Below are 23,682 nucleotides of genomic sequence, written 5' to 3'. Positions count from 1 at the left end.
CGCGGGTGGAACCTGCGGCAGGCCGGCGGCGCGTGTGTTCGTGCTACAAATGCTTCCTCGGCTCGCGGGGCCGGTTGCAGGTCAGGCTGTGAGTGAGAGCAGCCCTCCCTCTTCGTGATCAAAGGGGCGGCCATGTCCGACCGAACGGACCAGGAGGAAAAGGGCTCCACGGCGCCCGCTTCCCTGTCGGTGCTCGAGCGGCTGGCGCTGCTCGCCGACACCACGGCTCAGCTGATCTCCAACATCGATGTCGACGAAGCACTTCATCGCGTAGTCGCCCTGATCGTGCCGCGTCTCGCGGACTGGGCCGTCATCGACCTCGTCACGGCGGCCGAAGAGGTCTCGCGGCACATGGTGGTCCATGCCGAGGAGGGGAAGCTCGTGCGGCGCGAGGACCTCCAAGGCCCCATGCCGCCGGTCTCCGAGCACTCACCCATGCCCTTGTCCCGGGCCTTGCGCGGTGTCGCCTCGAACTTGGCCGGGCCGGAGACCTACCAGGGGCCTCCCGACAGCGGCATCGCGGTGGAGCAGCGCAGACTCTTCGCGGCCACCGGGATCAAGACCGCGGCCATCGCTCCCATCCGCGGTCCCCGCGAGGTCGTCGGTGCTCTCACGCTGGGGCGCTCGGGCGCCAGCGACCAGGACTTCACCGCGGACGACCTCAGCCTGCTCGAGGACATCGCCCGACGCGTCGGCCTGGCTCTGGAGAACGGACGTCACTACCAGCGCCAGGCCCAGGTCGCCGAGACCATGCAGCGATACCTGCTGCCCCAGCTCCCGCAGCTGCCGGGCATCGCGATGACCGCTCGCTACCTCGCCGCGCCGGACGCGTCCCACATCGGCGGAGACTGGTACGACGCCTTCCCGCTGCCCTGCCGCGACACGGCACTGGTCATCGGCGACGTGGTCGGACACGATCTCGAGGCCGCGGCCGGCATGGCACAACTGCGCAACATGCTGCGCGCGTTCGCCTGGTCCGAGGACCGGCCGCCGCAGGGCATCGTCGAGGAGCTCGACCAGGCCCTGGCTCACATCACCGATGTCCGTATGGCCACCATGATCATGGCCCGCCTGAAGCCGGACCCCGCCGGAGTGTGGCATCTCCGATGGACCAACGCCGGGCATCCGCCGCCTCTCCTCGTCGACCACAACGGCCTGACCCGGTATCTGGACGAGGCCCGCGGTCTGCTCCTGGGCACCGCGATGAGGCAGTCCCGGACCGACGCCCACATCGTCCTGCCCCCCGATTCCACCCTCGTCCTCTACACCGACGGCCTGATCGAGTCCCGCACCCACTCCCTGGACACCGGGATGGAGAACCTGCGCCGGCACGCGGCCTCCTTGGCCCACCGTCCGCTCGACAGCTTCGCCGACCAGCTACTGCGGCGGGCCCGTCCCGCCGACAACGACGACGACGTGGCGCTCCTCGTCCTCCGCATCCCGTCGCCCTGACGGCCCTGCCTCCCCATCGCCGCACCGGTGTGGTCCGCGGCTCGTGTCCCGGGACCAGCCGAATCTCCCGACCGCGCCAACGGCGGCGCAGCCGGCGGTCGCACCCACCACGTCTGAAACTCCTCGATGGACGGTCTACGCGGCTGCCGAGGACAGCAGGCGCGCTCGGCCCGGCGGGGGACAGGCGCAGGCATGCGATCCTGCCGTCACACAGCCCTCACCGCCCCTGCCGATACGTCGCGTCGGCGGGCCCCGGGCGGCCCGCGCCGGTCGCGGTGGCGAGATCCGCGGCGAGGGCGTGCAGCCACACCTCCAGGTCGACCAGGAGGGACCGGGCCCCGGGCGACGTCGCCGACCGGACGACGGGGGACAGCGGTGCGAGCCGGAACGTGACCCCCGGCGAAGGCAGATCGGCGGCCCGCAGTGCGGCAGCCGCCACCTGCTGCCCGGCCGTCTCCACCCACCGCTGTGCATCAGGCGGAAAGCCGGATACACCCTGCGAGGGAGGCAGCCAGTAAGCGCCGTTGAGCACGCGCGAACCGTAGTTCAGGGCGGCGAGCCAGTCCGGGCCGTCGTCGTCCGACTGGAGCGCGGGTTCGGTGCGGAACTGCGCGTACGCCGCCTCCGCGATGCGCAATTGGTGCAGGGCGGGCCGCAGGGAGCCGGCTGTGGGCCGCTCCGCCGCCTCGGCGCTCTGCTCGGCGCGGCGGCCGATCACGGCGTCGGCGGTGTCCCTCACCACGGGCGCGGTGGCCCGCAGCAGTGCGGCCACACTGCGCCGCATCTCGGTGCGCGCCCCGGCCGGCCACGCGAGGAGCCCGCAGAGCAGTCCGATGCCGCTGCCGGTCAGCACGTCCACCAGGCGCGCCTCCTCCAGCTGCCAGGTCACCGGCGCGATCTGGGCGAACGCCGTAGACACCACCAGGGTGAACAGGCCCTGCGCCCAGGCGGGTCCGCCGACGGGTCCCACCGAGAAGGCGATCACCATCATCGGCACCAGCAGACCGGCGTAGACGGCGGTCGCGTCACCCGCCCCGATGATGAGTGCTCCCGCGAGGACGGCACCGGCCAGCGTGCCCGCCGCGGCCGATCGTACGGCCGACCAGGTGCCTACCGCCGTTGTCCGCGCCAGGGTGAGCAGGCTCAGCAGCACCCAGAAGCCGTGCGACAGGTCCAGCGACCCGGCCACCAGACGGGCGAGCGCGAGCCCCAGCGCCGTACGCACCGCGTTCTGGAACACGACCGAGCGCGGCGTGAGATTACCGCGGGCGCGCACGAGCCACAGGCGCGCCGCCGGAAGCCCCGCGTACCAGAACTGCTCGTGGGGGAGCCCGGGCACCGCCCGGTCGCCGCCCGTCGCGAGGTCCGCGGCGGTGCGTACGGTCACCGCCGAGGCCGCCACCGTCAGCAGCGTCGACCGACGCCGCAGCAGCGCATAAGGAGGATCGCAGTGGCCCTCCGGCACGCCGGCCCGCTCGTCCAGGAACCGCGCCGTCATCTCCTCGAGGAACTCGGCACCCCGGACGGAACGGCCACCGCGCAGCACAGTCGCGGTGTCGGAGCAGGTCGCCGCGATGCCGTGCAGCAGGGTCTGCGAGGCGGTGTCGGCGGGAGCGGGCGGGAGTTGACCGAGTGCTGCCAGCTGGTCGAGCAGCCGTCGGGTGGCCGACCCCGCCTGGGCCAGTGCCCGGTCGGTCCGGCCGGCACCGGTCGGCCGGCATCCGCGGGGTTGCTGGGAGAAGCGGAGATCCCGCCCGATCGACCGCAGCCGGCGAGCCGTCGCGTCGTCGACGGATTCGCCCCGGAGCAGCAGCCGGGTCGTGTGGGCCGCCAGGTCGAGGGCGTCCGCGATCCGCTCGGCGTAAGAGGGCCGCCGCGGCGACGGGAACAGCAGCAGCTCACCCACCACCAGCGCTGTGGCTCCGAAGAACAGGCCCAGCAGCCGCTCGGGCAGGCCGGCGGGGGCGTAGGGCGGGAAGCAGGCCAGGATGTAGCAGAGCTGGAGCCCGGGTACGACGCTCGCCAGCCGCGGGGCACAGGCCGCACCGAACGTCAGGGCGAGGGTGACGAGGAGCATGCCCACGGCCGCCGCCCATGTCGTCACCGCGAGGGCGGTACCGAGCGCGACCAGTGCCGCGGCGGCGGGCGCGGCCCGCAGCACGCTGCTCGCGCGGTGGCGCCCCGAGCCCGGCAGCGAGGACAGGACACCGAAGGCGATGGGGGTGAACAGGGCGTACAGGGCGACGACCGGCCGGTCCATGAGGTACGCCGCAGGGTAGAAGCCGGCGGCCGCGGCGAGCGCCACCCGCACCGCGCGCCCGCTTCCGCCGAACGACCGGGTGAGTGACGGCAGTCTCGGCATCCTCACCCTTCCCGGCGGCCCACCGGCGCCGACTCCTCGACCACGGAGTCCCGCGGACGCCACATCATGCCGAGCCTCCGTACCGGGCGGCGGCCGCCGCACCCGGGAGGTCGGGCACGCTCGCCCGACCGGCGCATCGGACACGGGCGACCGGCGCACGGGTCGGCCCCACCACGTCATGCGGAGCCCCGGGGGCCGACCGTAGGTCGCGACCGGCACGTCCGGCATGTCGCGGTCCGTGCCGGCACGACGGTCGGCCAGGATGCCGTCCGGGGCCCGGACGAGGCGAGGAGAGGACCACGGAAGGCGATCGGTCTCTGGATCTCCCGCCGGGGTCACGGCAGCGCGCGGACACGTGGGCCGCGCGGCTGCTGACCTTCTCCGCGGGCGCCGTCAACGCGTGGGGTTTCCTCTCCCTCGGCGGCGTCTTCACCAGCGTGGTCACCGCCAACTCGGCGTTGATCGGGATCGGTCTCGGCGGCGCGGACCCGACGCTCGGCGGCCTGGCCGCCGTCGCGGTGCTCTGCTACGTGCTCGGCGCGGCGGGCGCCGGCCTGGCGGCCCGTCACCCACAACGCGGCGGGCGGCCGCACCGGGCCGGCTTCCTCCTGCTCGAACTCCTCCTGCTCTGGGCCGTCGTGGGGTGGTGGCTCGCCGTGGACGCGGACCCGTCGGGCGGGGAGCGCACGGCGATGCTGGGCACGGTGGCGGCCGCGATGGGCTGCCAGAACGCCGGTGTCCGGCTCGCGATGGGCGGGCAGATGCCGACCGCGTACCTGACGGGTCTGCTGACCGGGGCCGTCACCGACGCGGTGACGGACCGGCGCGTCCAGTGGCGCGTCCTGGGCACGACGACCCTCCTGATCCTGGGCGCGGCCGCCGCCTCGCTGCTGGAGCGGCTGCTGCCCGGAGCCGCTCCGCTGCTCCCCGCGCTGCTGGTGACGGCGGCGTGGCTGACGGTGCACGCGCGTACGGGGACCCGGCGCGCGTCCTGACGCGCCGCGCCCCCGTGCCGCCCGAGCCGCGGGTCCCCGGGGTCAGTCCAGGTGACCCACCCGGAACGTCGTCGTGTACTCCCGCTCCTCACCGGGTTCCAGGAAGGTCATGGAACCGTCCTCCCGGGCCGCGGCCTCGCCCTGCACATGGTGCGTGGACGGTTCGAAGCCGACCGCGTAGGCGCCCTCGCGCAGGTGCAGCCACTGGAAGAAGGACGGGAACCGGGCGGTGTCGAACTCCAGCTCGAAGTAGACGCCGAGGCGTTCGTTGACCAGGCGGGGCCGGGCCAGACCAGCCGCGTCGGCCTCCAGGTCGTGCTCGTAGACCTGCTCGACGAAGCCCGGCAGCGGAGCGGGCATCTCGGTGTGGGAGACGCCCTGCTCGGCGACGCTGTCGCTGCGCCACAGTGTCCGGTGCGGCGGCAGCTCGTAGCGTGCGCCCTCGTCGAGGAAGGGCCAGCCGACGTTGACGTGGTACAGGTACATGTGCGGCGTCGGGTCGAAGCCCGCGTTGCGCACCCGGTCGGTCAGGCGGATCTCGCTGCCGCCCAGATCGGCCTCGATGCGGCGGGTGAGCCGCAGGTGCTCCCCGAAGATCGCGGCCTGGCGCACCTCGCCCTCCGCCCAGAGCACGCACCGGCCGTCGTCCTGCCACCGCTCGCCGTAGCCGGTCAGCCGGGCCGGGAGGTTGGCGACGCGCCCGTGGAGGGCGTGCACGGCGGTGCGCCGCGGCGGGTAGCGGTACTGCGAGGCGTCCACCTCGGCGCCGAAGAGCGTGTGGTCCAGGCCCGCGGTGAGCAGCAGCCCCGAGAAGCTGCGCATCATGGACAGGCCGTCGTCGTCGCGGTATTCGTGCAGGCCGGGGTGCCTGAAGCCGGTCGCCGAGCGCCAGCCGAAGCCCCGCCCCTCGAACTCGGCCCCGCCCAGGTCCATCGCCCGGTCCACCAGCACGTCGAACGACAGTCCGCCGCCGGTCCGGAACTCCAGCGTGCGGATGCCGCGTTCGGAACCGTCGTCCAGGACGACGGACCGCACCCCGCCCGCCGCGCTCAGGTCGCCCGCGTGCCGGGCGAGTGACTGCCGGTCGTGGGAACGTCCGTGCAGCTTCACGCCATCACCCACCCTCCGTTGACCTCGAGGCACTGACCCGTGACGAACGAGGCGTCCGGGCCGGTGAGGAAGGACACCACCGAGGCCAGTTCCTCCGGCCGCCCGCGCCGTTTCAGGGCCTGGTGGTCGAGCACGTGCCGCCGGTAGGCCTCGGGGTCCTCGTGGATGTCCTCGGCCGCCGTCGGAAAGGCGCCCGGGGAGACGCAGTTGACGCGGATCTCGGCAGGACCCAGCTCCCGGGCGAGCGCGCGGGTCAGGGCGACGGCGGCCCCCTTGGTGGAGACGTAGGCGGCCAGGGAGTCCCAGCCGCCGTGCATCGTGATCGAGGCGACGTTGACGATCGCCCCGCCGCCCGTGCCCGTCATGTACCGGGCGGCGGCCTGCGCGGCGACCCAGTACGCGCGCTGGTTGACCGCCACGACCTCTTCGTACTCGGCGAGCGGTACGTCGAGGAAGGGCCGGCTCGGGTACACGGCCGCGTTGTTGACCAGTACGTGCAGCGGGCCCAGTTCGGACACGGTCCGCTCGACGGACGCCTCGACCACCGGGGCGTCGCGCAGATCGGCGGTGAGGGCCAGCACGCGCGCGCCGGCCTTCTCGACGAGCGCGGCGGTGTTCTCCAGGGACTCGGTGTCACGGTCGAGCAGGGCGACGTCGAGTCCGTCGGCGGCCAGCCGGACGGCGGTGGCCCGGCCGAGGGCGCCACCGGCACCCGTCACGAGTGCGGCTCGGGGTTGCTTCATGAGTTCCTCTCAGCGCTTGCGGAAGACGGGGGTGCGCTTCTCGGCGAACGCGCGCCGGCCCTCGGCGGCGTCCTCGGTGGCGAAGCAGACGGTCTGGAGGTCGCGCTCGTAGGCGAGCGCCTGGTCCTCGGGCAGGTTGCCGGCGGCCCGCAGGTTGATCTTCGCGGTCTCGGCCGCCACGGGTGCGCGCGAGGCGATGACGGAGGCCAGGGCACGGGCCCGGTCGAGCAGCCCGGCGCGGGGCACGACCTCGCTCACCAGGTGCCACTCCAACGCGCGTGCCGCGTCGATGCGTTCGCCGGTGAGCAGCATGAGCGCGGCGTTGCTCGGCCCGGCGGCGCGGTTCAGGAAGGCGGCCATGCCGCCGCCCCCGATCCAGCCGAGGGTGATCTCGGGTGCGCCGAAGGACGCGGTGTCCGCGGCGAGGCGGATGTCGCAGGACAGGGCCGTCTCCAGTCCGCCGCCCAGGGCGTAGCCGCCGACCGCGGCGACGGTCGGCGTGCGGGCGGCGCGGATGGCGTCGCAGTAGTCCACGCGGTTGCGGAAGTCCCACGGGGTGGCGTACCGGTCGAGGGCGCCGATGTCGGAGCCGACGCTGAAGGAGCGCTCGCCCGCCCCGGTGACGACGACGGCCCGCACCTCGTCCGTCGTGTCGCACCATTCGATCGCCCGGACGAGGGCGTGGGACATGTCGGGGGTGACGGAGTTGAGTTTGGCGGGACGGTTCAGGGTGAGGGTGGCTACGCGGTCCTCGACGTCCAGCAGGACGTGGTCGGTGCCGAGTCGGGGCGGCGGGAGGGTGCCGGTGTCGCTCATGTCCGGTGTTCCTTCGGTGTCCGGCTCGTCCGGTACAGGGCGCGCATCCGGTCGAGTGCCTGGCGGTGGTCGGTCTCGCCCGCGAGCGCGGCGCGTACGGCGGCCGACGCGGCGGTCTGGAAGCCGATGTAGCCCGCGTGCCGGGGACGGACCCAGGCCTGCTCGCAGGTGGCGGCGGTGCCTCGGTAGAAGTCGGCGGCGACGGTCTCGGAGCTGGTCCAGGCGGCGCGGGCGCTGGGCTGTCCGCTGTGCCGGGGGAGGAAGCCGCCCTGCGCCTCGGGGGACATCAGCCAGCGCACGTGGGCGAGGAGTTCGGGGGAGGGGACGCAGCGGGAGCTGAGTGCGATCCCGGTGCCGCCGAGCGTGGAGCCGGGACGGCCGCCCGCCGCCACGGCGGGGGCGTCGCTGAACGTCAGGCGGTCGGCGTAGGTGACGTACCCGTACACCAGCGGGCAGTGCGCCAGCCGGTCCGTGCCGGCCATCAGCTCCAGCAGCCCGATCGGATTGAGCACACGCGTCCCGGGCGGGGCGAGGGCGTCGAGCGCGGCCATCAGGTCGAGCACCGCGAGTCCCGTGGCGTCGCCAATCAGCTCGTCGGGGTCGGTGGCCGGTTCCTCTCCCATGGCGACCGCCACGGAGGCGAAGGTGAGGAAGGCGTGCGGCCCGGCCAGGGACAGGGCCACCGGCGCGCGGCGGGCGAGACGGTGGACCTCGTCCCACGTACCGGGCGCCGCGCCGACGAGGTCGGTCCGGGTGGCGGCGACCTGGGTGGCGGCGTCCAACGGGAGCGCCCACTGACGGCCGCCCATGGCGTACGAGCGCATGGTGGGGCCGATGGAGCCGGCGCCCCAGCGGACCAGTTCCTCGGCGGTGAACAGGTCGTCGAGGGGCCGCAGGCACCCGGTGGCGAGGGCCTCGCCGAGGTGCGGGTGGTCGAGGACGACGAGGTCGTAGCGGGCGCACAACGCGTCGATCGGGTGGGACTCGAAGCCCTCCAGGGGCTGGACGTCCCAGTGCACGAGGCCGCCCGCGGACGCGGCGAGGGCGTCGTGGCCGCGGGGGTGGTCCCAGGTCAGCCCGCGGTAGGGCGGTCCGCCGTACGTCATGAGGTGGTCTCCGCCACGGCGCCGGTGGCGAACAGGTCCTCGATCTCCCGTTCGGCGAGGCCCGCCTCGGTCAGCACCTCACGGGTGTGCTCCCCGACGAGCGGGGCGCCGCGGTCGATGCGGGGCGGGGTGGCGGAGAACTTGTACGGGAAGCCGGGCACGGTCACGCGGCCCTCGGTGGGGTGGTCGTAGGTGACGAAGGTGCCGTTGTGGCGGATCTGGGGGTCCTGGACCAGGTCGGCGTAGCCGTAGACGGGGCCGGCCCAGATGCCGGCGGCGGCGAAGGCGTCGAGCCAGTGCCGCGAGGGCCGGGTCAGCAGCCGGGCGGCGGTGCGGGCGAAGATCTCGTCCCGGTGGGTCCAGCCGTGCTCCTCGTCCTCCATGGACAGGAAGCCGTCCTCGCCGAGGATCTCGCCGAGCCTCTTCAACGGCGGGAAGGCGAGGACGAGATAGCCGTCGGAGGTCTGGAAGGCGCCGTAGGGCGAGCGGATGTAGACGTGGGCGTGCGGTTCGGCGGAGCGGGTCTGGGGCAGCCCGCCGACGGTGTGGACCGACAGCTCCTGCATCTGGAGGGTGGTGACGGCGTCCAGCATGTTCACCGTCACCAACTGGCCCTCGCCGGTGCGTTCGCGGTGGAGCAGCGCGGCGAGCACGCCCTCGAAGGCCGTGGAGGCGGTGACGGCGTCCACCAGGTACTGGCCCGCGGCCCGGGGTGCCTCGCCCGAGCGGCCGCTGGACAGCATGGCCCCCGACATCGCCTGGAGCAGCAGGTCCTGGCCCGGGCGCTGGGCGTAGGGGCCGTCCTCGCCGTATCCGGAGATGGACACGTAGACGAGGGAGGGGTTGATCGCGGCCAGGGAGGCGTAGTCGACGCCGAGGCGGTCGGCGACGCCCGGACGGTAGTTCTGGAGGAAGACGTCGGCGCCCGCGACCAGGTGGCGCAGGACCTCCTTGCCCGCCGGGTCCTTGAGGTCGACGGCGAGGGACCGCTTGTTCCGGTTCAGGGAGAGGAAGGAGACGTTGATCCGGTTGCCGGCCGCCCCGCCGGCCGCGGCGTGGCGCTGCCACTCCCCGGTGACCGGTTCGACCTTGACGACGTCGGCGCCGAGGTCGCCGAGGCGCTGGGCGGCGAACGGGCCGGCCATGGCGATGGAACAGTCGAGGACCCGGTACCCGGTGAGGACGCCGGGTTTGTCGAGTGAGGTCATGGGGCTCCTTGATGGCGGCGGACGGAGGACGGCACCGGCGGGGACAGCGGGCGTCGGACGCAGTGGGAGAGTTCCAGGCACTGTTGTTAGCGCTAGCGATAGCGCTAACATGCACGCTAGGCGGGCGCCGCTCGCAGTGTCAACGCCCCTGTCCCGACCGCGCCGCAACCTCGGGGAGGGGGCCGGGGCAACACGAAGGGAATCCCATGAACCAGTGGCCCGACGCCGCGACCACCCTGCCCGCCGACGGCACCGGGGGCGCGCTCGTCGGCCGGGTCTGGCGCCCCGGCCTCGGACCGTCCGTCGTGGCCGTCCGCGAGGGCGGCCTGCACGACATCACCACCGCCTTCCCGACCGTCCGGGACCTGTGCGAGACACCGGACCCGGCCGAACGCCTGCGCGCCACCCGCGGCGAGCGGATCGCCGGACTCGACGAGGTGCTCGCCAACACGCCCCTGACCGGCCGGGACCCGCGACGGCCCTGGCTGCTCGCGCCGGTCGACCTGCAGGCCGTCAAGGCGGCCGGAGTCACCTTCGTGGTCTCGATGCTGGAGCGGGTCATCGAGGAACGGGTCCGCGGCGACGCCGCCGGTGCCGCCGAGGCCCGGGAGCGGATCCGCCGGCTCGTCGGCGACGACGTCGCCTCCCTGCGGCCCGGCTCCGAGGAGGCCGCCGCGCTCAAGGAGATCCTGGTCGCGCAGGGAGCGTGGAGCCAGTACCTGGAGGTCGGCATCGGTCCCGACGCCGAGATCTTCACCAAGGCGCCCGTGCTGGCCGCCGTGGGCAGCGGCGCCGACGCCGGGGTGCACCCCGCCTCCCGCTGGAACAACCCGGAGCCGGAGGTGGTGCTGGCCGTGTCCTCCACCGGGTCCGTGGTCGGCGCGACCCTCGGCAACGACGTCAACCTCCGTGACGTGGAGGGCCGTTCCGCGCTGCTGCTGCCCCAGGCCAAGGACAACAACGCCTCCGCCGCCCTCGGACCGTTCCTGCGGCTGTTCGAACCGGGCTTCCGCATCGACGACGTACGGCGGGCCACGGTCACCCTCACCGTCGAGGGCGCCGACGGGTACCGGCTCGACGCCGAGTCCTCGATGGCCGCCATCAGCCGCGATCCCCTGGACCTCGTGGGGCAGCTGCTGGGCCCGCACCACCAGTACCCGGACGGTGCCGTGCTCTACCTCGGCACGATGTTCGCGCCCGTCGAGGACCGGGACGCGCCCGGACAGGGCTTCACGCATCACGACGGCGACCTCGTCTCCATCGCCACGCCGAAGCTCGGCACGCTCGTCAACCGGATCCGGCCGAGCGACGCCTGCGTGCCGTGGACGTTCGGCATCGCGGATCTGATGCGGGCCCTGGTGGCACGGGGAGCACTGTGACGCCCGATATCGTTTCCGGCGTGACCCAGCCGCCGCCCCGCCGTCCCCGCAAGCGATCCGCGACCCGTTCGGTGACCCTGTCGGACGTCGCGGCGGCCGCCGGGGTGTCGGCCCAGACGGTCTCCCGGGTCGTCCGCGACCCCATGTCGGTGTCCGACGAGACGCGCGCCCGGGTCCAGGCGGCCCTCACGGCCACCGGCTACGTGCCCAACCTGGCCGCCAGCAACCTGGCCTCCAACCGCAGTCGCACGGTCGCCGCCCTGGTGCCGCAGATCAACGCCTCGGTCTTCGCCGACACCGTGCACGCCTTCTCCACGGTGCTGGCGGCCCATGGCTACCAGATCTTCGTCGGAACCACCGACTACCGGCCCGAGCACGAGGAGGAGGTGCTGCGCAGCTTCCTGGGCCGGCGGCCGGACGGACTGCTCGTGGTGGGGACCCGCCACACCCCGGGCACCCTGACGCTGCTCGGGGCGGCCGGGGTACCGGTCGTCGAGACCTGGGGCTGGTCCGAGGACCCGGTGGACCTGCTGGTCGGCTTCTCCAACGCGGCGGCCGCGGCGGCGATGGTGGACCACCTCGTCCGGCGCGGCCGGCGGCGCATCACCTTCGCGGGACGGCACACCTCCGGCGATCCCCGGGCCGCGGAACGCCTCGACGGCTACCACGGGGCCGTCCGCGACCTGCTGGGCAGCGAACCGCGCACCGTGGACGCCGGTCCGGAGCCGGTCACCATGGACACCGGGGTCGCCCTGCTGGACCTGGCACTGGAGCGGTACCCGGACTCCGACGCCGTGATGTTCTCCAGCGACGTCTTCGCCGCGGGCGCCCTCCAGGCCTGCGTACGGCGCGGCGTCGACGTGCCCGGCACACTCGCCCTGGCCGGCTTCGGCGACTTCGAACTGGCCCGGCACCTGGTCCCGGCGCTGACCACGGTGGCCGTACCCAGCGTGCGCATCGGCGAGTTGAGCGCCGAGTTGCTGCTCACGCGGATGCGCGGCGCCACGGTCGACGTCCCGCGCCGGGACGTGGGGTACAGGGTGGTTCCACGCGAGAGCACCTGACGCGCGGGGGCACCTGACCCGCGAGGGCACCCGGCACGCGTGGCGTTCCGGACGGCCCGCGGCGGGAACGCCCAGAGGCTCCGGGCGCCCCCGAAGGTCACGCGCGCGCCGCCCACACGAGCCCGCGGCCGACGATCGCCGCTGTCTGCGGCACCCGGAGGTCCGCGACGCGGTGGCCGAGGGTGCAGACGAAGACCCGCCCCGCTCCCCAGCGGCGGGTCCACACCACCGGGAACTCGACGGGTTCGTGCCACGGGTCGGCCGGGCCCGGGACGAGCACGGACGTGGCCAGGACGGTGCTGAGGGAGTCCGTGAGCACCCAGTAGTGCTCGGTCTCCACGTCGTAGTCCGTGATGCCCTCGACGATCTCGCCGTCCCGGTCCGGCACGGAGGCGATGCGCACGGTGAACTCCTGGAAGCCGTCCGGGTGCCACAGGAAGCGGCCCCCGGCCATCCGCAGGTAGCGCGGGTTGGCGACGTTCGTGGCGACCACGCCCCCGTGCCAGCCGGCGAAGCCGGTGCCCGCCTCCACCGCGTCGACCAGGTTCGCCTCCTGAGCCGCCGTCAGGCCGCCCGCCGACCAGGAGTGCACGACGAGGTCGGTCGCGGCGAGCAGGCCGGCGTCCTCGTACACCGAAAGGTCCTCGGCGACCTCCAGCTCGAACCCCGCGTGCTCCAGAGCGGGCATGACCGACTCGGTGCAGCCGACCGGATCGTGCCCCTCCCACCCGCCGCGGACCACCAGGGCCTTTCGCATCCTCATGTCCTCTTCCCTCCGCCCGGCCTCGACGCGCTCCCGACGTGGCTCCGACGCACCCTCATCACGCCTGCGGTGCGAGTCTGAGGCCGGCGTCGGCCGGACGCACGTGCGGTCCCGACAGCAGGGACCACCCGCCCGACGCCGCCAGCGCCACGATCCGCTCCTCGTCGACCTCGATGCCCAGTCCCGCGGCGTCGCCGAGAACGATCCCGCCGTCGGCGATCTCCTGGTCCACTCGCAGCCCGACCGGGAAGGACAGGTCCTGCACCTCGGTCACCAGATGGTTGGGCACGGCGGCCGCCGCGTGCGCGACCGGATTGGCGTCGTACCCGACCGGGCTCACCGGCAGGCCGTGCCCGAAGGCGAGGGTGGAGACGCGCAGGAAGTGGGTGATGCCCCACACGGAGCCGGTCTGCACCACCCCCACCGCGTCCGCGGCCAGCAGCGGCCGGAAGTGTTCGAGGCCCGTCAGGTTCTCCCCGGTCGCGACGGCGGCACGCACACCGGTCGCGACCGCGCGGTGTCCCGGCACGTCCCAGCGCCGGACCGGTTCCTCGATCCACGTCAGCTCGACGCGCTCCTCCACCTGCCGGGCCAGACGCACCGCCTGGTGCCGTCCCCAGGACTCGTTGACGTCGTACATGAGCGCGGGGCGGTCGTTGTTGACCCGGAACACGTCACGGACCGCGGCCAGGCGCCGCACGTCCCGGTCCACGTCGAGGCCGCCCTTGACCTTGGCGCCGGTGAACCCGCGCCGCGCCCACCGCTCGTGGAACGCGACGAGTTCGTCGTCGGTCAGCGCGTAGTCCAGACCGGAGGCGTAGCCCGGCACGAAGCGGTCGGCGGCGCCCAGCGTCCGCCACAGCGGCTCCTGGGCGATCTTCGCCTTGAGGTCCCACAGCGCCATGTCGAGGGCGCCGATCGTGGCGAACACCTGCCCGCCGTGCCCGGACTTGAAGACGTGCGCGAGCATCCTGTCGTAGAGCGAGGTCACCGCGCGGGGATCCTGGCCCTCCAGGGCGGGGAAGACCCGCGCGACGTCGGCGTTCCCGCCGAGACCCACTCCGGTCAGGCCCTCGTCGGTCTCCAGCAGCAGGACCGGTACCTCGGTGACACCGCCGGCGACGACGCCGTTCACGTCGCCCACCGGCCGCCCCCACTCGTGGACCGTGGCAAGGGACCGGTATCCGGTGATGCGCATCGCTCTCCCACGGGTGAGTCGTAACTTGTGATACGAGTGATGACCTTAGCATGTTCGGCTAACCTGGGGTCATTGGACAGCGGGGGCCGGGCGAACCTGCACGAACATTGGGAGTCTCTGACCAGATGATCAAGCCATCCGCGGACACCACCGCCGTGTCCCGACCTCAACGGCGCCGGCCGCCGCTCGCCGCCGCCGTCGTCCAGAGCCTCGCCACGGCCATCGTGCTCGGTGAGTACCCGCCCGGCACCGCGCTGCCGTCGGCGGGTGAGCTCTGCGAGGAGTACGAGGTGAGCCGGACCGTGATCCGGGAGGCGACGACGACGCTCGCCGAGAAGGGACTCGTGGCGACCCGTCAGGGCTGGGGGACCGTCGTCCTGGGCCAGGACCAGTGGAGCCTGCTCGACCCACTCGTCCTCGACGCCCTGTTCCAGCGCGAGGACCGCCTGGTCTACCTGGACAACCTCATCGAGATCAGGACCACCCTGGAGTGCGCGATGGCCGCCCGCGCCGCCGGGCTGATCGAGCAGGAGCAGTCGGCGGCGCTCTCCGCCAAGCTCGACGAACTCGCGGGCCTGATCGACGATCCCGAGGCGTACTCGCGCGCGGACATCGAGTTCCACGAGATCATCCACCGCGTCTCCCGGGACGCGTTCGGGCGGGCCATCGTCGCCAGCATCCAGGGCAAGGCCGTGCGCTCCCCGCAGTACAGCGGGGACCCGACCCGCGAGGACATCGAGCTGACCCACGAGGCACACGCCCGGGTCGCCGCCGCGGTGCTCGCCGGGGACGGCGACGCGGCCGCGGAGGCGATGCGCGAGCACATCACGTCGTCGTGGGCCCGCCGCCGGCCGGCCGGCGCGCCGGACGCGTAGGACGGCCACAGCGAGGCGGCCGGGGGACCCGTCGTCGGACGGGTCCCCCGGCCGCCTCGCCCTGTTCAGCCGGTCACGGCCGGCCGATGCCCTCCGCGGTCACGTGCCGGTTCCACTCCGCGACCCACGCGGCCCCGTACGCCTCGGCCACCGCCCCGGAGCCGGAGAACCGCAGCGTGTCCAGGTCCAGACCCGTCTCCGCCACCGAAGCGGTCGCCACCGAACGGGTGTTGACCTTGTCGCTCCAGCGCGACGGGCTGTACTCCGCCGCGGGCTCCGTGAACGTCGCGGTCGTCTCCACGAACCCGGAGCCGCCGCCGACGACCACCGCGTGGTCGATCTCCACACCGGACGGCACGTAGAGCGAGTCGGCGTCGTCCCACACCGTCGCCCGGCTGCATCCGTCGGTGCCCACCGTCGCGTAGTCGGCCGCCGTGCACTCCTTACCCGTCGCGGTCACCCGCGGCACGTACCACCGCTCGACCTGCGGGTACACGATGGGCTTCCCGTCGGAGTACGTCGCCCGCCCGTCCGTGTAGTGCTCGTGCCAGGCCGCCACCGTCTCGGGCGTCGCGCTGTACTTCTCGCCCTCGCGGACGTCGAGGAACGTGTTGAACCTGCTGTGCAGCACCCAGCTGTTGTCCAGCGGCAGCCGGGTCTCGCCCTTCTTGTGGTAGATGCCTCCGTGTCCGACGTGCTTCACCCCGACGAACACGTTGTCGTTCGCGGTGTTGCTGTGTCCGGAGTTGAAGTTGACGCCGGAGTTCGAGCCGTTCACCACGTTGTGGTGGAAGCGCACACCGGACGCGCCGTCGTCCATGTACAGCGCGTCGTTGGAACCGCCGATCTTCTCGAAGTGGTTGTACGCGATCTCGTTGCCCAGGTATGTGAAGTCCCGGCCCGCGTAGACCGCCCCCATGTCCCCGGCGTTCTTCACCACGTCGTAGAAGTGGTTGTGGTTGACGCGCATGTCGTTGCCCATGATCTGTACGGCCATGTGCGGCGCGTCGTGGACGTAGTTGTACTCGAAGGAGTTGCCGACCCCGTAGAGGTAGCCCGCCGGCGTGTAGGTGGCCAGCTTCGAGAAGCGCGCGATCTCGTTGTGCCGGGCGACGTTGTCGCCCCGTTCCAGCGTGGCCCGGTCGCCGCCGCCGAGCAGGACCCCGCCGCCGCCCAGGTCGTGGAGGTAGGAGCTCTGCACGACGTTGCCGTGGCCGCCCCGCAGGCTCTGGTAGTCCGGCATGGCCGTGATGGTGTCGGTCGTCCGGCCGATGCGGACGGCGTCCATGCTCACGTTGGAGATGTCGACCGCGTCGACGAGCGTGCCGACGGCGTCCAGGAGCTGTACGCCGCTGACGAGCGACCCGGTCATGGCCAGGCCGCGCAGGGTCACGCCCTGCGTCCCGTCGAGCAGGAAGAAGTTCTTGTCGAAGGTCTGGAGCGTGGCGTCCTTGCCCTCCATCGTTCCGCTCTCAGGCCGGTAGTACAGGACGTCGTTGTCGTCGTAGCGGTCGATGTAGTACTCACCGGCCGTGTCCATCTCCGAGAGGACGTTGAGGACCTTGACCTTCGTCCACGCGTCCTGCGGGATGTACATCGACGGGTACTTGGTGAACAGCCGGTCCTCGCTCCAGGACAGGAGCCGCACCATGTCGTTGGCGTAGTTGTTGCCGAAGTACCCCGACAGCCAGCCCTCGGTCTCGGCCTTCGTGTTGTCGATGTCCTCGATCCACCGCGGGTCGAGCTGCACCGGGACGTCGGCGTACTCGCCGAAGCCGCGGGTGCCGAGGTCGTCCACCGTCGGCACCGCCTCGGGTGCCCAGCTCTTGTAGCGGTCCCCGGCCGCCGCCCGGCCGCCCACCGTGAAGGTCTGCGGCGTCATGCGCCGCATCTCCTGCGGCGACCAGGTGTCGCGCTGCTCCGGGTCGTCGAGTTGCTGCTTCTTGTCCTCGAACTGCGCCCTCGGGGTCGTGCCGGAGGAGTTCCAGTCGTCCTGGAGCCCGAAGCGGGCGTCGAGGTCCACGTTCATGAGGTCCCGTGGACCCTCGGCGTCCCACTTGTCGCCCGTGCCCCACAGGTGACAGTCGGTCTCCGTGGTGGCGCAGGAGTTCGAGTTGGGGTACTCGGCCAGGACCTGGGTGTCACCGCCGACCACCAGTTCGGGAGCGAAGGGGTCCTGCACCCAGTTGAAGCCGTTCTTGTACAGCGTCCCCGGGTCGATGCCCTGGGCGCCGAGGTCGTAGACCCACACGCCCTCCCGCAACTCGGGGGTGTTCAGACGGGAGTGGGAGGAGTACTGCGGCCGGCCGAGGGTCTCCTCGGAGAGGTCGGTGAGCTTCTTCCACCCCTCGGCGGGCAGCTCGTGCGACCCGGTGATCGTCACCTTCTCGTTCCGGTACGGGGCGTAGGTGACCCAGGAGTTCGCGGCGCCCTTCAGCTCGACGGTGTCGTCGAGGACGTACGTGCCGCCCCGGATCAGCACCGTGCCGCGGGCCTTGGCCGACGTGTGGCCGGCCAGCGCGTCGCGGGCGGCGGCGATGGTCCGGAACGGGTCCTTGCGGCCGCCGCTGTTGGCGTCGTCCCCGTCGGTGGCGGAGACGTAGACCGTCAGCTTGCCGGGAGCGGCCGAGGTGCCTGCCGTGGCCGCGGCCCCGGTCGCCGGTCCGACGGCGCCCGCCGTCAGCGCCAGCGCGAGCGCGGCCCACAGGGACCGGGCCGGTCGTGGCCGGGTTCTCAGCATGGGGGTGCCCTTCGTCGGTTCTCATGTGACTGACGTGGGAGGTGCGATATGCGGAGCAGGGTGCCGCGCGGTGGCTCGGTCAGCCGTCCGCGGGCCGCAGCCGCAGTCCCTGCATGCCGCCGTCCACGGCGAGGGCCGTGCCCGTGACGGAGGCCGCCGCCGGCGATGCCAGGTAGACGACCGCCGCGGCGACCTCCTCGGCGCTCACCAGACGGCCGGTCGGCTGGCGGGCGTTGAGCGCGGTGCGCTCGGCGGCCGGGTCGTCGGCGCTCGACAGCAGACGGTCTATCCACGGGGTGTCCGCCGTACCGGGGTTGACGCAGTTGATGCGGATGCCCTCACGGATGTGGTCGGCGGCCATGGCGAGGGTCAGGGACTGCACGGCGCCCTTGCTCGCGCTGTACAGGGCCCGCCGGGGCAGCCCCGCGGTCGCCGCCACCGAGCAGGTGTTGACCACCGCCGCGTGCCCGGAAGCTCGCAGGTGGGGCAGCGCGGCCCGGGTGGTCCGCACGATGCCGAGGACGTTGACGTCCAGGACGTGCCGCCACTCGGCGTCGTCGTTGTCCGCGACCGTCCCCTGCGCGCCGATGCCCGCGTTGTTCACCAGGATGTCCAGGCCGCCCAGCCGGTCCACCGCCCCAGCGACACCGGCGCGGACCGAGGCGTCGTCGGTGACGTCGCACCGGATCGGGAACAGGGCTTCGGAGCCGGTGGCCGACAGGGTGTCCGGTGCGAGGTCGAGGACGGCGACCCGGGCGCCGCGGCGGGCCAGGAGCAGGGCGGTGGCGAGCCCGATCCCCGAGGCGCCGCCCGTGACGACGGCCGCGAGACCGCCGAGTTCGGGGGACCGGGAAGAGGGGGTGTGCGGCATGACGGTGTTCCTTCGCATGGGGTGGTGGTCAGTCCAGGTGGAAGAGTTCCTCGCCGGTCACCCACCGCTCCCCGGGCCGCGCCGAGTCCAGGGGCTGCTGGCAGGGGTCGGTGAGGGTCCACCAGCGCTGGGTCTGCGGGTCGTCGGCGATGGCGGCCATGTCGGCCTCGTAGTCCTCGCCGGTGTACTCGTAGTAGGCGAAGAGCGTGTCCTCGCGCAGGAAGATGGAGTAGTTGGTGACATGGGCGCGCGAGAGCGTGTCCAGCACCGGCTGCGGCACGGCGCGGTGCAACGTCCGGTACGTCTCGGCGTGCTCCGGGCGCAGCCGGATCACGGACGCGACCCGGCGGGGTGGGCGGGGTGCGGGCATGGCTGGTCACTCCTTCGCGGAAGGGGTCGCTTGTCGGTGCGGCGGGCCCGAGCGGGCGGCAGGCCGGACAGCCCTTGACCGCCCCCTGCCGGCGGTCAGCCCTTGACCGCCCCCGCCGCCAGGCCGCTCATGATGTGCCGCTGCATCACGATGAAGATCACCAGGATCGGGATCACCGCGAGCAGCAGGGTCGGGAACACCTTGGTGTAGTCCGTGGAGTACTGGCCGACCGCCGCGTACACACCCGTGGTGACGGTGTAGACGCCGCTGCCGGGACCGAGAATCATCTGCGGGCTGGCGAAGTCGTTCCAGACGCTGAGCGAGTTGAGGATGAAGACCGTGGCGATGATCGGCCGCATCAGGGGCAGGATGATCCGCCACAGCGTGTAGTACCTTCCGGCCCCGTCGATGGCCGCCGCCTCGTCCAGCGACCTGGGCAGCACCCGGATGTAGCCGAAGAACACGAACAGCGTGAACGGGATGGTGGTGGCCGTCATGAACAGGATGAGCCCCGGCATCGTCCCCATCAGCCCGATCGCGCGCAGTACGAAGATGACCGGCACCAGGATCACCTGGGTGGGGATGAACATGCCGGCGATGAAGAAGAACAGCAGCAGCCGCGAGAGCAGCCTCGGCGTGCGGGCCAGCACGTACGCCGCCGGCGCGCACACCGCCATGGCGAGGGCGTTCACGCAGAGGACCAGCGCGATGGTGACGCCGTAGCCCTTCAGGATGCTGAAGTCGGGGTTGTTCCAGGCGTCCGCGAGGTACTGGAAGGTCGCTGAGCCGAAGCCCGGGGAGAACGGGTTGGCGAGGATCTCCTGCTGGCTCTTGAAGGCGTTGACCACCAGGAGGTACATCGGCACGAGCATGCCGAGGGACACCAGGGAGACGAACGCGACCCGGACGGTGGCGGCCGAGGTGAGTGTTTTCTTCATCCGATGGACTCCGCGTCGTCCTCGGCGCGCCTGCGCAGCACGAGGACTGTGATGGCCAGGACCGCGGCGGCGACGATCAGCAGCACGGCCTGGGCCGAGGCGACACCGATGTCCCGCTGCGGGAAGGAGACGGCGAGGATCGAGTAGGCGAGGGTCTTGGTGGATCCCGCCGGGCCGCCGCCGGTCAGGGACACCACCACGTCGTACGTCTTGAGCAGCGAGATGCCGGAGGTGATGACGGCGACCGTCACGGTGGACGCGAGCGAGGGCCAGGTGACGGCACGGAAGGTCTGCCACCTGTTCGCGCCGTCGATCCTGGCCGCCTCCAGCAGGTCAGCCGGCACCGCCTGCAGGCCCGCCAGGTAGAGGATCAGCTGGACGCCGAAGAGCGACCAGACGATGACGAGGATCATCGACCACAGGGCCCAGTCGGGGTCGCTGAGGAAGGGCAGGCTGTCGGTGCCGACCTTCTCCAGCATGGTGTTGACCACGCCCTGCGGGCCGAGGATGGCCTGCCACAGGAAGCCCACGACCAGCGCGCTGAGCACGTGCGGATAGAACATGACGACCCGGCCGAAGGTGTTGAACCGGTTGGTGCGCTGCAACAGCAGCGCGAGACCCAGCGCGGCCAGGTTGACCGCGACCGCGCCCACCACGGCCACCACGGCGGTGACCACCATGGTCCCGGTCATGTCGTCGGACTCGAATATGGACCGGTAGTTGTCCAGGCCGACGAACTCGGGGACGCGGTTCGGGAATCCGTTGTACTCGGTGAAGCTGTAGTAGAACGCGTAGATCACCGGTACGACCAGCAGGGCGGCGTAGATGAGCACCGCGGGGACGACCATGCTGACGCGGGCGCCCAGGTCGCGCCATCCCCGCGGTTTCGAGGCAGCTGTCCGTTCCATGGGTCAGCGGTTCTCGTCGACCCACTGGTCGATGCTCTTGGCGGCGTCCGCCGGGCTCGCGCCGGTGTACAGGCTCTGCGCGACCTCGGTGAATTTCGGGTTGAATCCGGTGACGGGCAGCCGCACGTTGCCCTGGCCCTCGCCGACGGCGACCAGTGCGGGAGCGGCGTCGAGGACGCCCTGGATCTGCGCGTCGACCTCGGACTGCTCGAGCTGGGAGCCCTTGCGGAACACCCCGTCCGAACCCAGCTGCGCCTCGATGGCCTTGGCGTCGGTGACCAGGTACTCCACCAGCTGCTTGGCACCGTCCTCGTCGCCGATGCCCTTGCGGATCATGTAGGGGTTGGCCATGGTGGCGCCCTGCGGGCCCGGGTACTCCTTGCCGTCCGCGGCCGGCGGGGAGAACACGCCCACCTCGAAGGGCAGATTTTTGGCCTTGTTCAGGGTGGCGGCGAACCAGCTGCCGTTGGTGTAGAGGCCCACCTTGCCCGCGGTGAAGTTGCCGTCCGCCTGGGAAGGGCTGAGCCCGACGTCGCTCTTGTCGATGTATCCGGTCTTGATCCAGTCGGCGTACATCTGGAACGCGGGCTGGTACGCGTCGCCGACCTCGAGCTTCTTGCCGGAGACCGCGGTCTGCCACTCGGGGTGCAGCTGATTCAGCGTGGGGTGGTAGATCTGCTGGAGCTGGAGGCCGGTCTGGAAGTCGCCGGCCGTCTGCATCGGCGTGTACCCGGCCTTCTTCAGGTCGCCGAGGTCCTGGGTCAGCTCCTCCCAGGTGGTGGGCGGCTCGCTGATCCCGGCCTTCTCGAAGGCGGTCTTGTTGTAGTAGACCAGCGACTGCGTCTGGGTGCCGACGCCGACCGCGTAGTGGGCCTCGCCCATGGCGTACTCGTCGAACATCGGCGTGCCCTTGGCCCAGGCCTCGCCGCTCAGGTCGATCAGCTCGGGCGCCGTGTCGTCGTCCGGGAAGATCGACTGGATGACGTCGGGCGCGGTGCCGGCCGCCAGCTGCTGCGGGAAGGACTCGGCGACCGACTTGCCGGTCGGGCCCTCTATCTTCACCTTCAGACCGGTCTTGTCCTCGAACGGCTTGACCAGCTTCTCCCAGTAGGCCTGGTTGAGGTTGTCCGTCAGATTCACCATCATCCGGATCTCGCCGTCCTCGCCCCCCGCCGAGCCGGAGCCCGACGAGCAGGCCGCGACGAGAAACAGCGGAACCACGGCGGCAAGCGCGGCACCGCGCGCCTTGCTCCCTCTTCTGGCTGACGTCATTGTCATCTCTCTTTTCCTCGGTGGGGAAAGCCGGCGGTGTCGTTCGGTGGTCACAGCCGCCCCCGGTAGGGCAGGGGGCCGACGGCCGTGATGTCGGTGGGGGCCTCGCCGCGGTCGACGCGGTAGATGCCGTCGTCGGCGACGAAGAACTCGGGGACGTCCGGGTGGCGCAGCTCCTCGGGCAGTGGCTCGCGGTCCGTCCAGGCGAAGAACTCCCGGGCGAAGACGGCCCGGTCCTTGCGGCCGTACAGATGCAGGTCGCCCGCGGTGAGCGGGCTGCGCACGGACCAGTGGACGCCGGACTCGGCCCAGTACGCGCGATCGCTGACCAGCACCGACTGCCGTTCGCGCGGCGCGGTCACCCGGTCCCAGAAGTCGTCGTCCGGACCGTACCGGGCCATCAGGAACAGCAGGTCGTGCGCGTGCCAGGCGGTGCTGGGCGCGATGTCGGCCTCGTTGTGCCAACCGCTCGCCGAGGCGAAGTAGCCGGCCGGTGTCTGGTAGCGGGCGTAGGTGGCGAGGCATGCCTGGGTGAACGCCTCCAACTCGGCGTCCGGCCCCTCCGCCAGCACCTCGTGGATGCCGTACAGGGTCAGCCCCATGCCCGCGATCAGCATCGGCGTGTCCGTCTTCAGCGCGCGCTCGCCCCGCACGTACCAGTAACGGTGGAAGCGGGTGGCGCCGGTCTCGTCCGTCCAGGGAGACCTGGCCACGTGCCGGCACAACCGCCGGGCCTCGTCGAGCAGTTCCGGATCGCCCTGGGCGCGGTACCCCAGCACCAGCGGCACGATCATGAGCCCGTAGTACTCGGCGGGCTCCAGGATGCCGCCCTCGGTGCGGTCGCGCACGGTGCGGAACGTCCCGGCGCTGTCCGCGTCGGGCACTCCCCGGTGGTGGAAGAGCCGGACCAGCTCCGACAGGTCCTCGGGGATCTCGTCGGCGTACGTCTTGTCGTCGCTCAGCTCCGTGTAGAGCTGCTTGACCCAGACCCGGGCGTACTCCTGGTTGCAGGTGCCGTCCTCGCCGGGGCGTCCGCCGCCGTAGACCTCGCAGGCGTCCAGGTTGCGCCGTACGGCGGTCAGTACGGCGGTCACCTCGTCGGCGGGCAGCAGGTGGCCGGCGTGGCGCACGGCCAGCAGCATGCCGAGGCTGCCGACGGCGTTGTGGATGAGCCCGCTGGTCGCGGACTCGCCGACCTGGAAGCCGATGTGCGCGTACTGCCCGTCGGGCTGGACCTCGGCGCACTGGTGGCGCAGCAGCCGGCGCAGCAGGGCGAGGCCCCGCTCGTCCGGCCGCGCGGCCAGGGCCTGGGCCCAGGCGCCGACGGCCGGGCCCGCGAACGTGGTGTGCCCGCTGGTGAAGTCCAGGAAGGTGGCCGGGTTGGTGCCCCACACGCTGTGGTTGTGGAAGCCGTTGATCGCCCCTTCGTCCGTCACCCAGCTGTGCAGCCAGCCGGCCAGCGCGGCCGTGTCCGGCGTCGTGGTGTGGTGTTCCATGGCGTTGGCGTTCCTT

General features: G+C 72.1%; 20 protein-coding genes. 5 read left to right on the top strand and 15 right to left on the bottom strand.

The genetic code is table 11. The features are described from left to right. Nucleotides 1-132: 132 nt before the first annotated feature. Nucleotides 133-1,452, top strand: a complete 1,320-nt coding sequence (locus ACZ67M_RS26985; RefSeq protein WP_469853160.1) for a PP2C family protein-serine/threonine phosphatase — start codon at nt 133-135, stop codon at nt 1,450-1,452. A 217-nt stretch (nt 1,453-1,669) separates the two neighbouring features. Here the strand turns inward: ACZ67M_RS26985 and ACZ67M_RS26980 are convergent, their stop codons facing one another. Beyond that, a complete protein-coding gene (locus tag ACZ67M_RS26980; protein WP_469853158.1) occupies nt 1,670-3,814 on the bottom strand; it encodes an FUSC family protein in 2,145 nt (714 codons plus the stop codon). A 317-nt stretch (nt 3,815-4,131) separates the two neighbouring features. Between ACZ67M_RS26980 and ACZ67M_RS26975 the strand changes: the two genes are divergently transcribed. Beyond that, nucleotides 4,132-4,809 carry a YoaK family protein gene (locus ACZ67M_RS26975; protein ID WP_469853567.1) on the top strand — a complete coding sequence of 226 codons (678 nt, stop codon included), beginning with the start codon at nt 4,132-4,134 and terminating at the stop codon, nt 4,807-4,809. 42 nt (nt 4,810-4,851) lie between these two features. On the opposite strand, the gene ACZ67M_RS26970 is transcribed toward ACZ67M_RS26975, so the two are convergent. The 5 genes from ACZ67M_RS26970 to ACZ67M_RS26950 are packed head-to-tail and all read right to left on the bottom strand — an operon-like array spanning nt 4,852 to nt 9,792. Continuing rightward, entirely contained in the window at nt 4,852-5,919 is a 1,068-nt protein-coding gene (locus ACZ67M_RS26970; protein ID WP_392018257.1) for an aldose 1-epimerase family protein, read from the bottom strand. Continuing rightward, entirely contained in the window at nt 5,916-6,662 is a 747-nt protein-coding gene (locus tag ACZ67M_RS26965) for an SDR family NAD(P)-dependent oxidoreductase (protein WP_469853156.1), read from the bottom strand. Before ACZ67M_RS26965 ends, ACZ67M_RS26970 begins: the two co-directional genes overlap by 4 nt. A gap of 9 nt (nt 6,663-6,671) precedes the next feature. Then, nucleotides 6,672-7,478, bottom strand: coding sequence for an enoyl-CoA hydratase/isomerase family protein (locus ACZ67M_RS26960; RefSeq protein ID WP_469853154.1), 807 nt, complete (start codon nt 7,476-7,478; stop codon nt 6,672-6,674). Continuing rightward, complete coding sequence (locus ACZ67M_RS26955) at nt 7,475-8,584, bottom strand: extracellular solute-binding protein (protein WP_469853152.1); 1,110 nt, start codon at nt 8,582-8,584, stop codon at nt 7,475-7,477. The genes ACZ67M_RS26960 and ACZ67M_RS26955 overlap by 4 nt, the downstream gene beginning before the upstream one ends. Next, nucleotides 8,581-9,792: a CaiB/BaiF CoA transferase family protein gene (locus ACZ67M_RS26950; protein ID WP_469853151.1), complete on the bottom strand. Its 1,212-nt coding sequence runs from the start codon at nt 9,790-9,792 to the stop codon at nt 8,581-8,583. Before ACZ67M_RS26950 ends, ACZ67M_RS26955 begins: the two co-directional genes overlap by 4 nt. Before the next feature lie 206 nt (nt 9,793-9,998). Between ACZ67M_RS26950 and ACZ67M_RS26945 the strand changes: the two genes are divergently transcribed. Next, the gene (locus ACZ67M_RS26945; RefSeq protein WP_469853149.1) at nt 9,999-11,171 is read left to right on the top strand and encodes a fumarylacetoacetate hydrolase family protein; all 1,173 of its coding nucleotides are present in this window, start codon (nt 9,999-10,001) and stop codon (nt 11,169-11,171) included. Between the two features lie 20 nt (nt 11,172-11,191). Then, entirely contained in the window at nt 11,192-12,235 is a 1,044-nt protein-coding gene (locus ACZ67M_RS26940; protein WP_469853147.1) for a LacI family DNA-binding transcriptional regulator, read from the top strand. Between the two features lie 97 nt (nt 12,236-12,332). Here ACZ67M_RS26940 and ACZ67M_RS26935 read toward each other — a convergent pair whose 3' ends face one another. Beyond that, nucleotides 12,333-12,998, bottom strand: coding sequence for a ThuA domain-containing protein (locus ACZ67M_RS26935; protein ID WP_469853145.1), 666 nt, complete (start codon nt 12,996-12,998; stop codon nt 12,333-12,335). 58 nt (nt 12,999-13,056) lie between these two features. Continuing rightward, a complete protein-coding gene (locus ACZ67M_RS26930; protein WP_469853144.1) occupies nt 13,057-14,196 on the bottom strand; it encodes a mandelate racemase/muconate lactonizing enzyme family protein in 1,140 nt (379 codons plus the stop codon). A 125-nt stretch (nt 14,197-14,321) separates the two neighbouring features. On the opposite strand from ACZ67M_RS26930, the gene ACZ67M_RS26925 reads away from it, so the two are divergent. Then, a complete protein-coding gene (locus ACZ67M_RS26925; protein WP_469853142.1) occupies nt 14,322-15,071 on the top strand; it encodes a FadR/GntR family transcriptional regulator in 750 nt (249 codons plus the stop codon). 73 nt (nt 15,072-15,144) lie between these two features. Here the strand turns inward: ACZ67M_RS26925 and ACZ67M_RS26920 are convergent, their stop codons facing one another. From ACZ67M_RS26920 to ACZ67M_RS26890, 7 genes are all read right to left on the bottom strand, one after another. Next, on the bottom strand, nt 15,145-17,811 hold the full coding sequence (locus ACZ67M_RS26920; RefSeq protein ID WP_469853140.1) for a right-handed parallel beta-helix repeat-containing protein: 2,667 nt from the start codon (nt 17,809-17,811) through the stop codon (nt 15,145-15,147). 79 nt (nt 17,812-17,890) lie between these two features. Then, nucleotides 17,891-18,682, bottom strand: coding sequence for an SDR family NAD(P)-dependent oxidoreductase (locus ACZ67M_RS26915; RefSeq protein ID WP_469853139.1), 792 nt, complete (start codon nt 18,680-18,682; stop codon nt 17,891-17,893). A gap of 28 nt (nt 18,683-18,710) precedes the next feature. Further along, complete coding sequence (locus ACZ67M_RS26910) at nt 18,711-19,052, bottom strand: L-rhamnose mutarotase (RefSeq protein WP_361360300.1); 342 nt, start codon at nt 19,050-19,052, stop codon at nt 18,711-18,713. 95 nt (nt 19,053-19,147) lie between these two features. After that, nucleotides 19,148-19,990, bottom strand: coding sequence for a carbohydrate ABC transporter permease (locus tag ACZ67M_RS26905; protein ID WP_450732865.1), 843 nt, complete (start codon nt 19,988-19,990; stop codon nt 19,148-19,150). Next, nucleotides 19,987-20,898 (bottom strand): carbohydrate ABC transporter permease, encoded by a 912-nt coding sequence (locus tag ACZ67M_RS26900; RefSeq protein ID WP_359881433.1) that lies wholly within the window; start codon nt 20,896-20,898, stop codon nt 19,987-19,989. The genes ACZ67M_RS26905 and ACZ67M_RS26900 overlap by 4 nt, the downstream gene beginning before the upstream one ends. Nucleotides 20,899-20,901: 3 nt before the next feature. Then, on the bottom strand, nt 20,902-22,119 hold the full coding sequence (locus ACZ67M_RS26895; protein WP_392104605.1) for an ABC transporter substrate-binding protein: 1,218 nt from the start codon (nt 22,117-22,119) through the stop codon (nt 20,902-20,904). A 101-nt stretch (nt 22,120-22,220) separates the two neighbouring features. Next, nucleotides 22,221-23,666 (bottom strand): hypothetical protein, encoded by a 1,446-nt coding sequence (locus ACZ67M_RS26890; protein WP_392018585.1) that lies wholly within the window; start codon nt 23,664-23,666, stop codon nt 22,221-22,223. Nucleotides 23,667-23,682 lie beyond the last annotated feature (16 nt).

This window comes from Streptomyces sp. NPDC107500, assembly GCF_055582785.1.
This window is presented reverse-complemented; position numbering and strand designations above follow the sequence as displayed.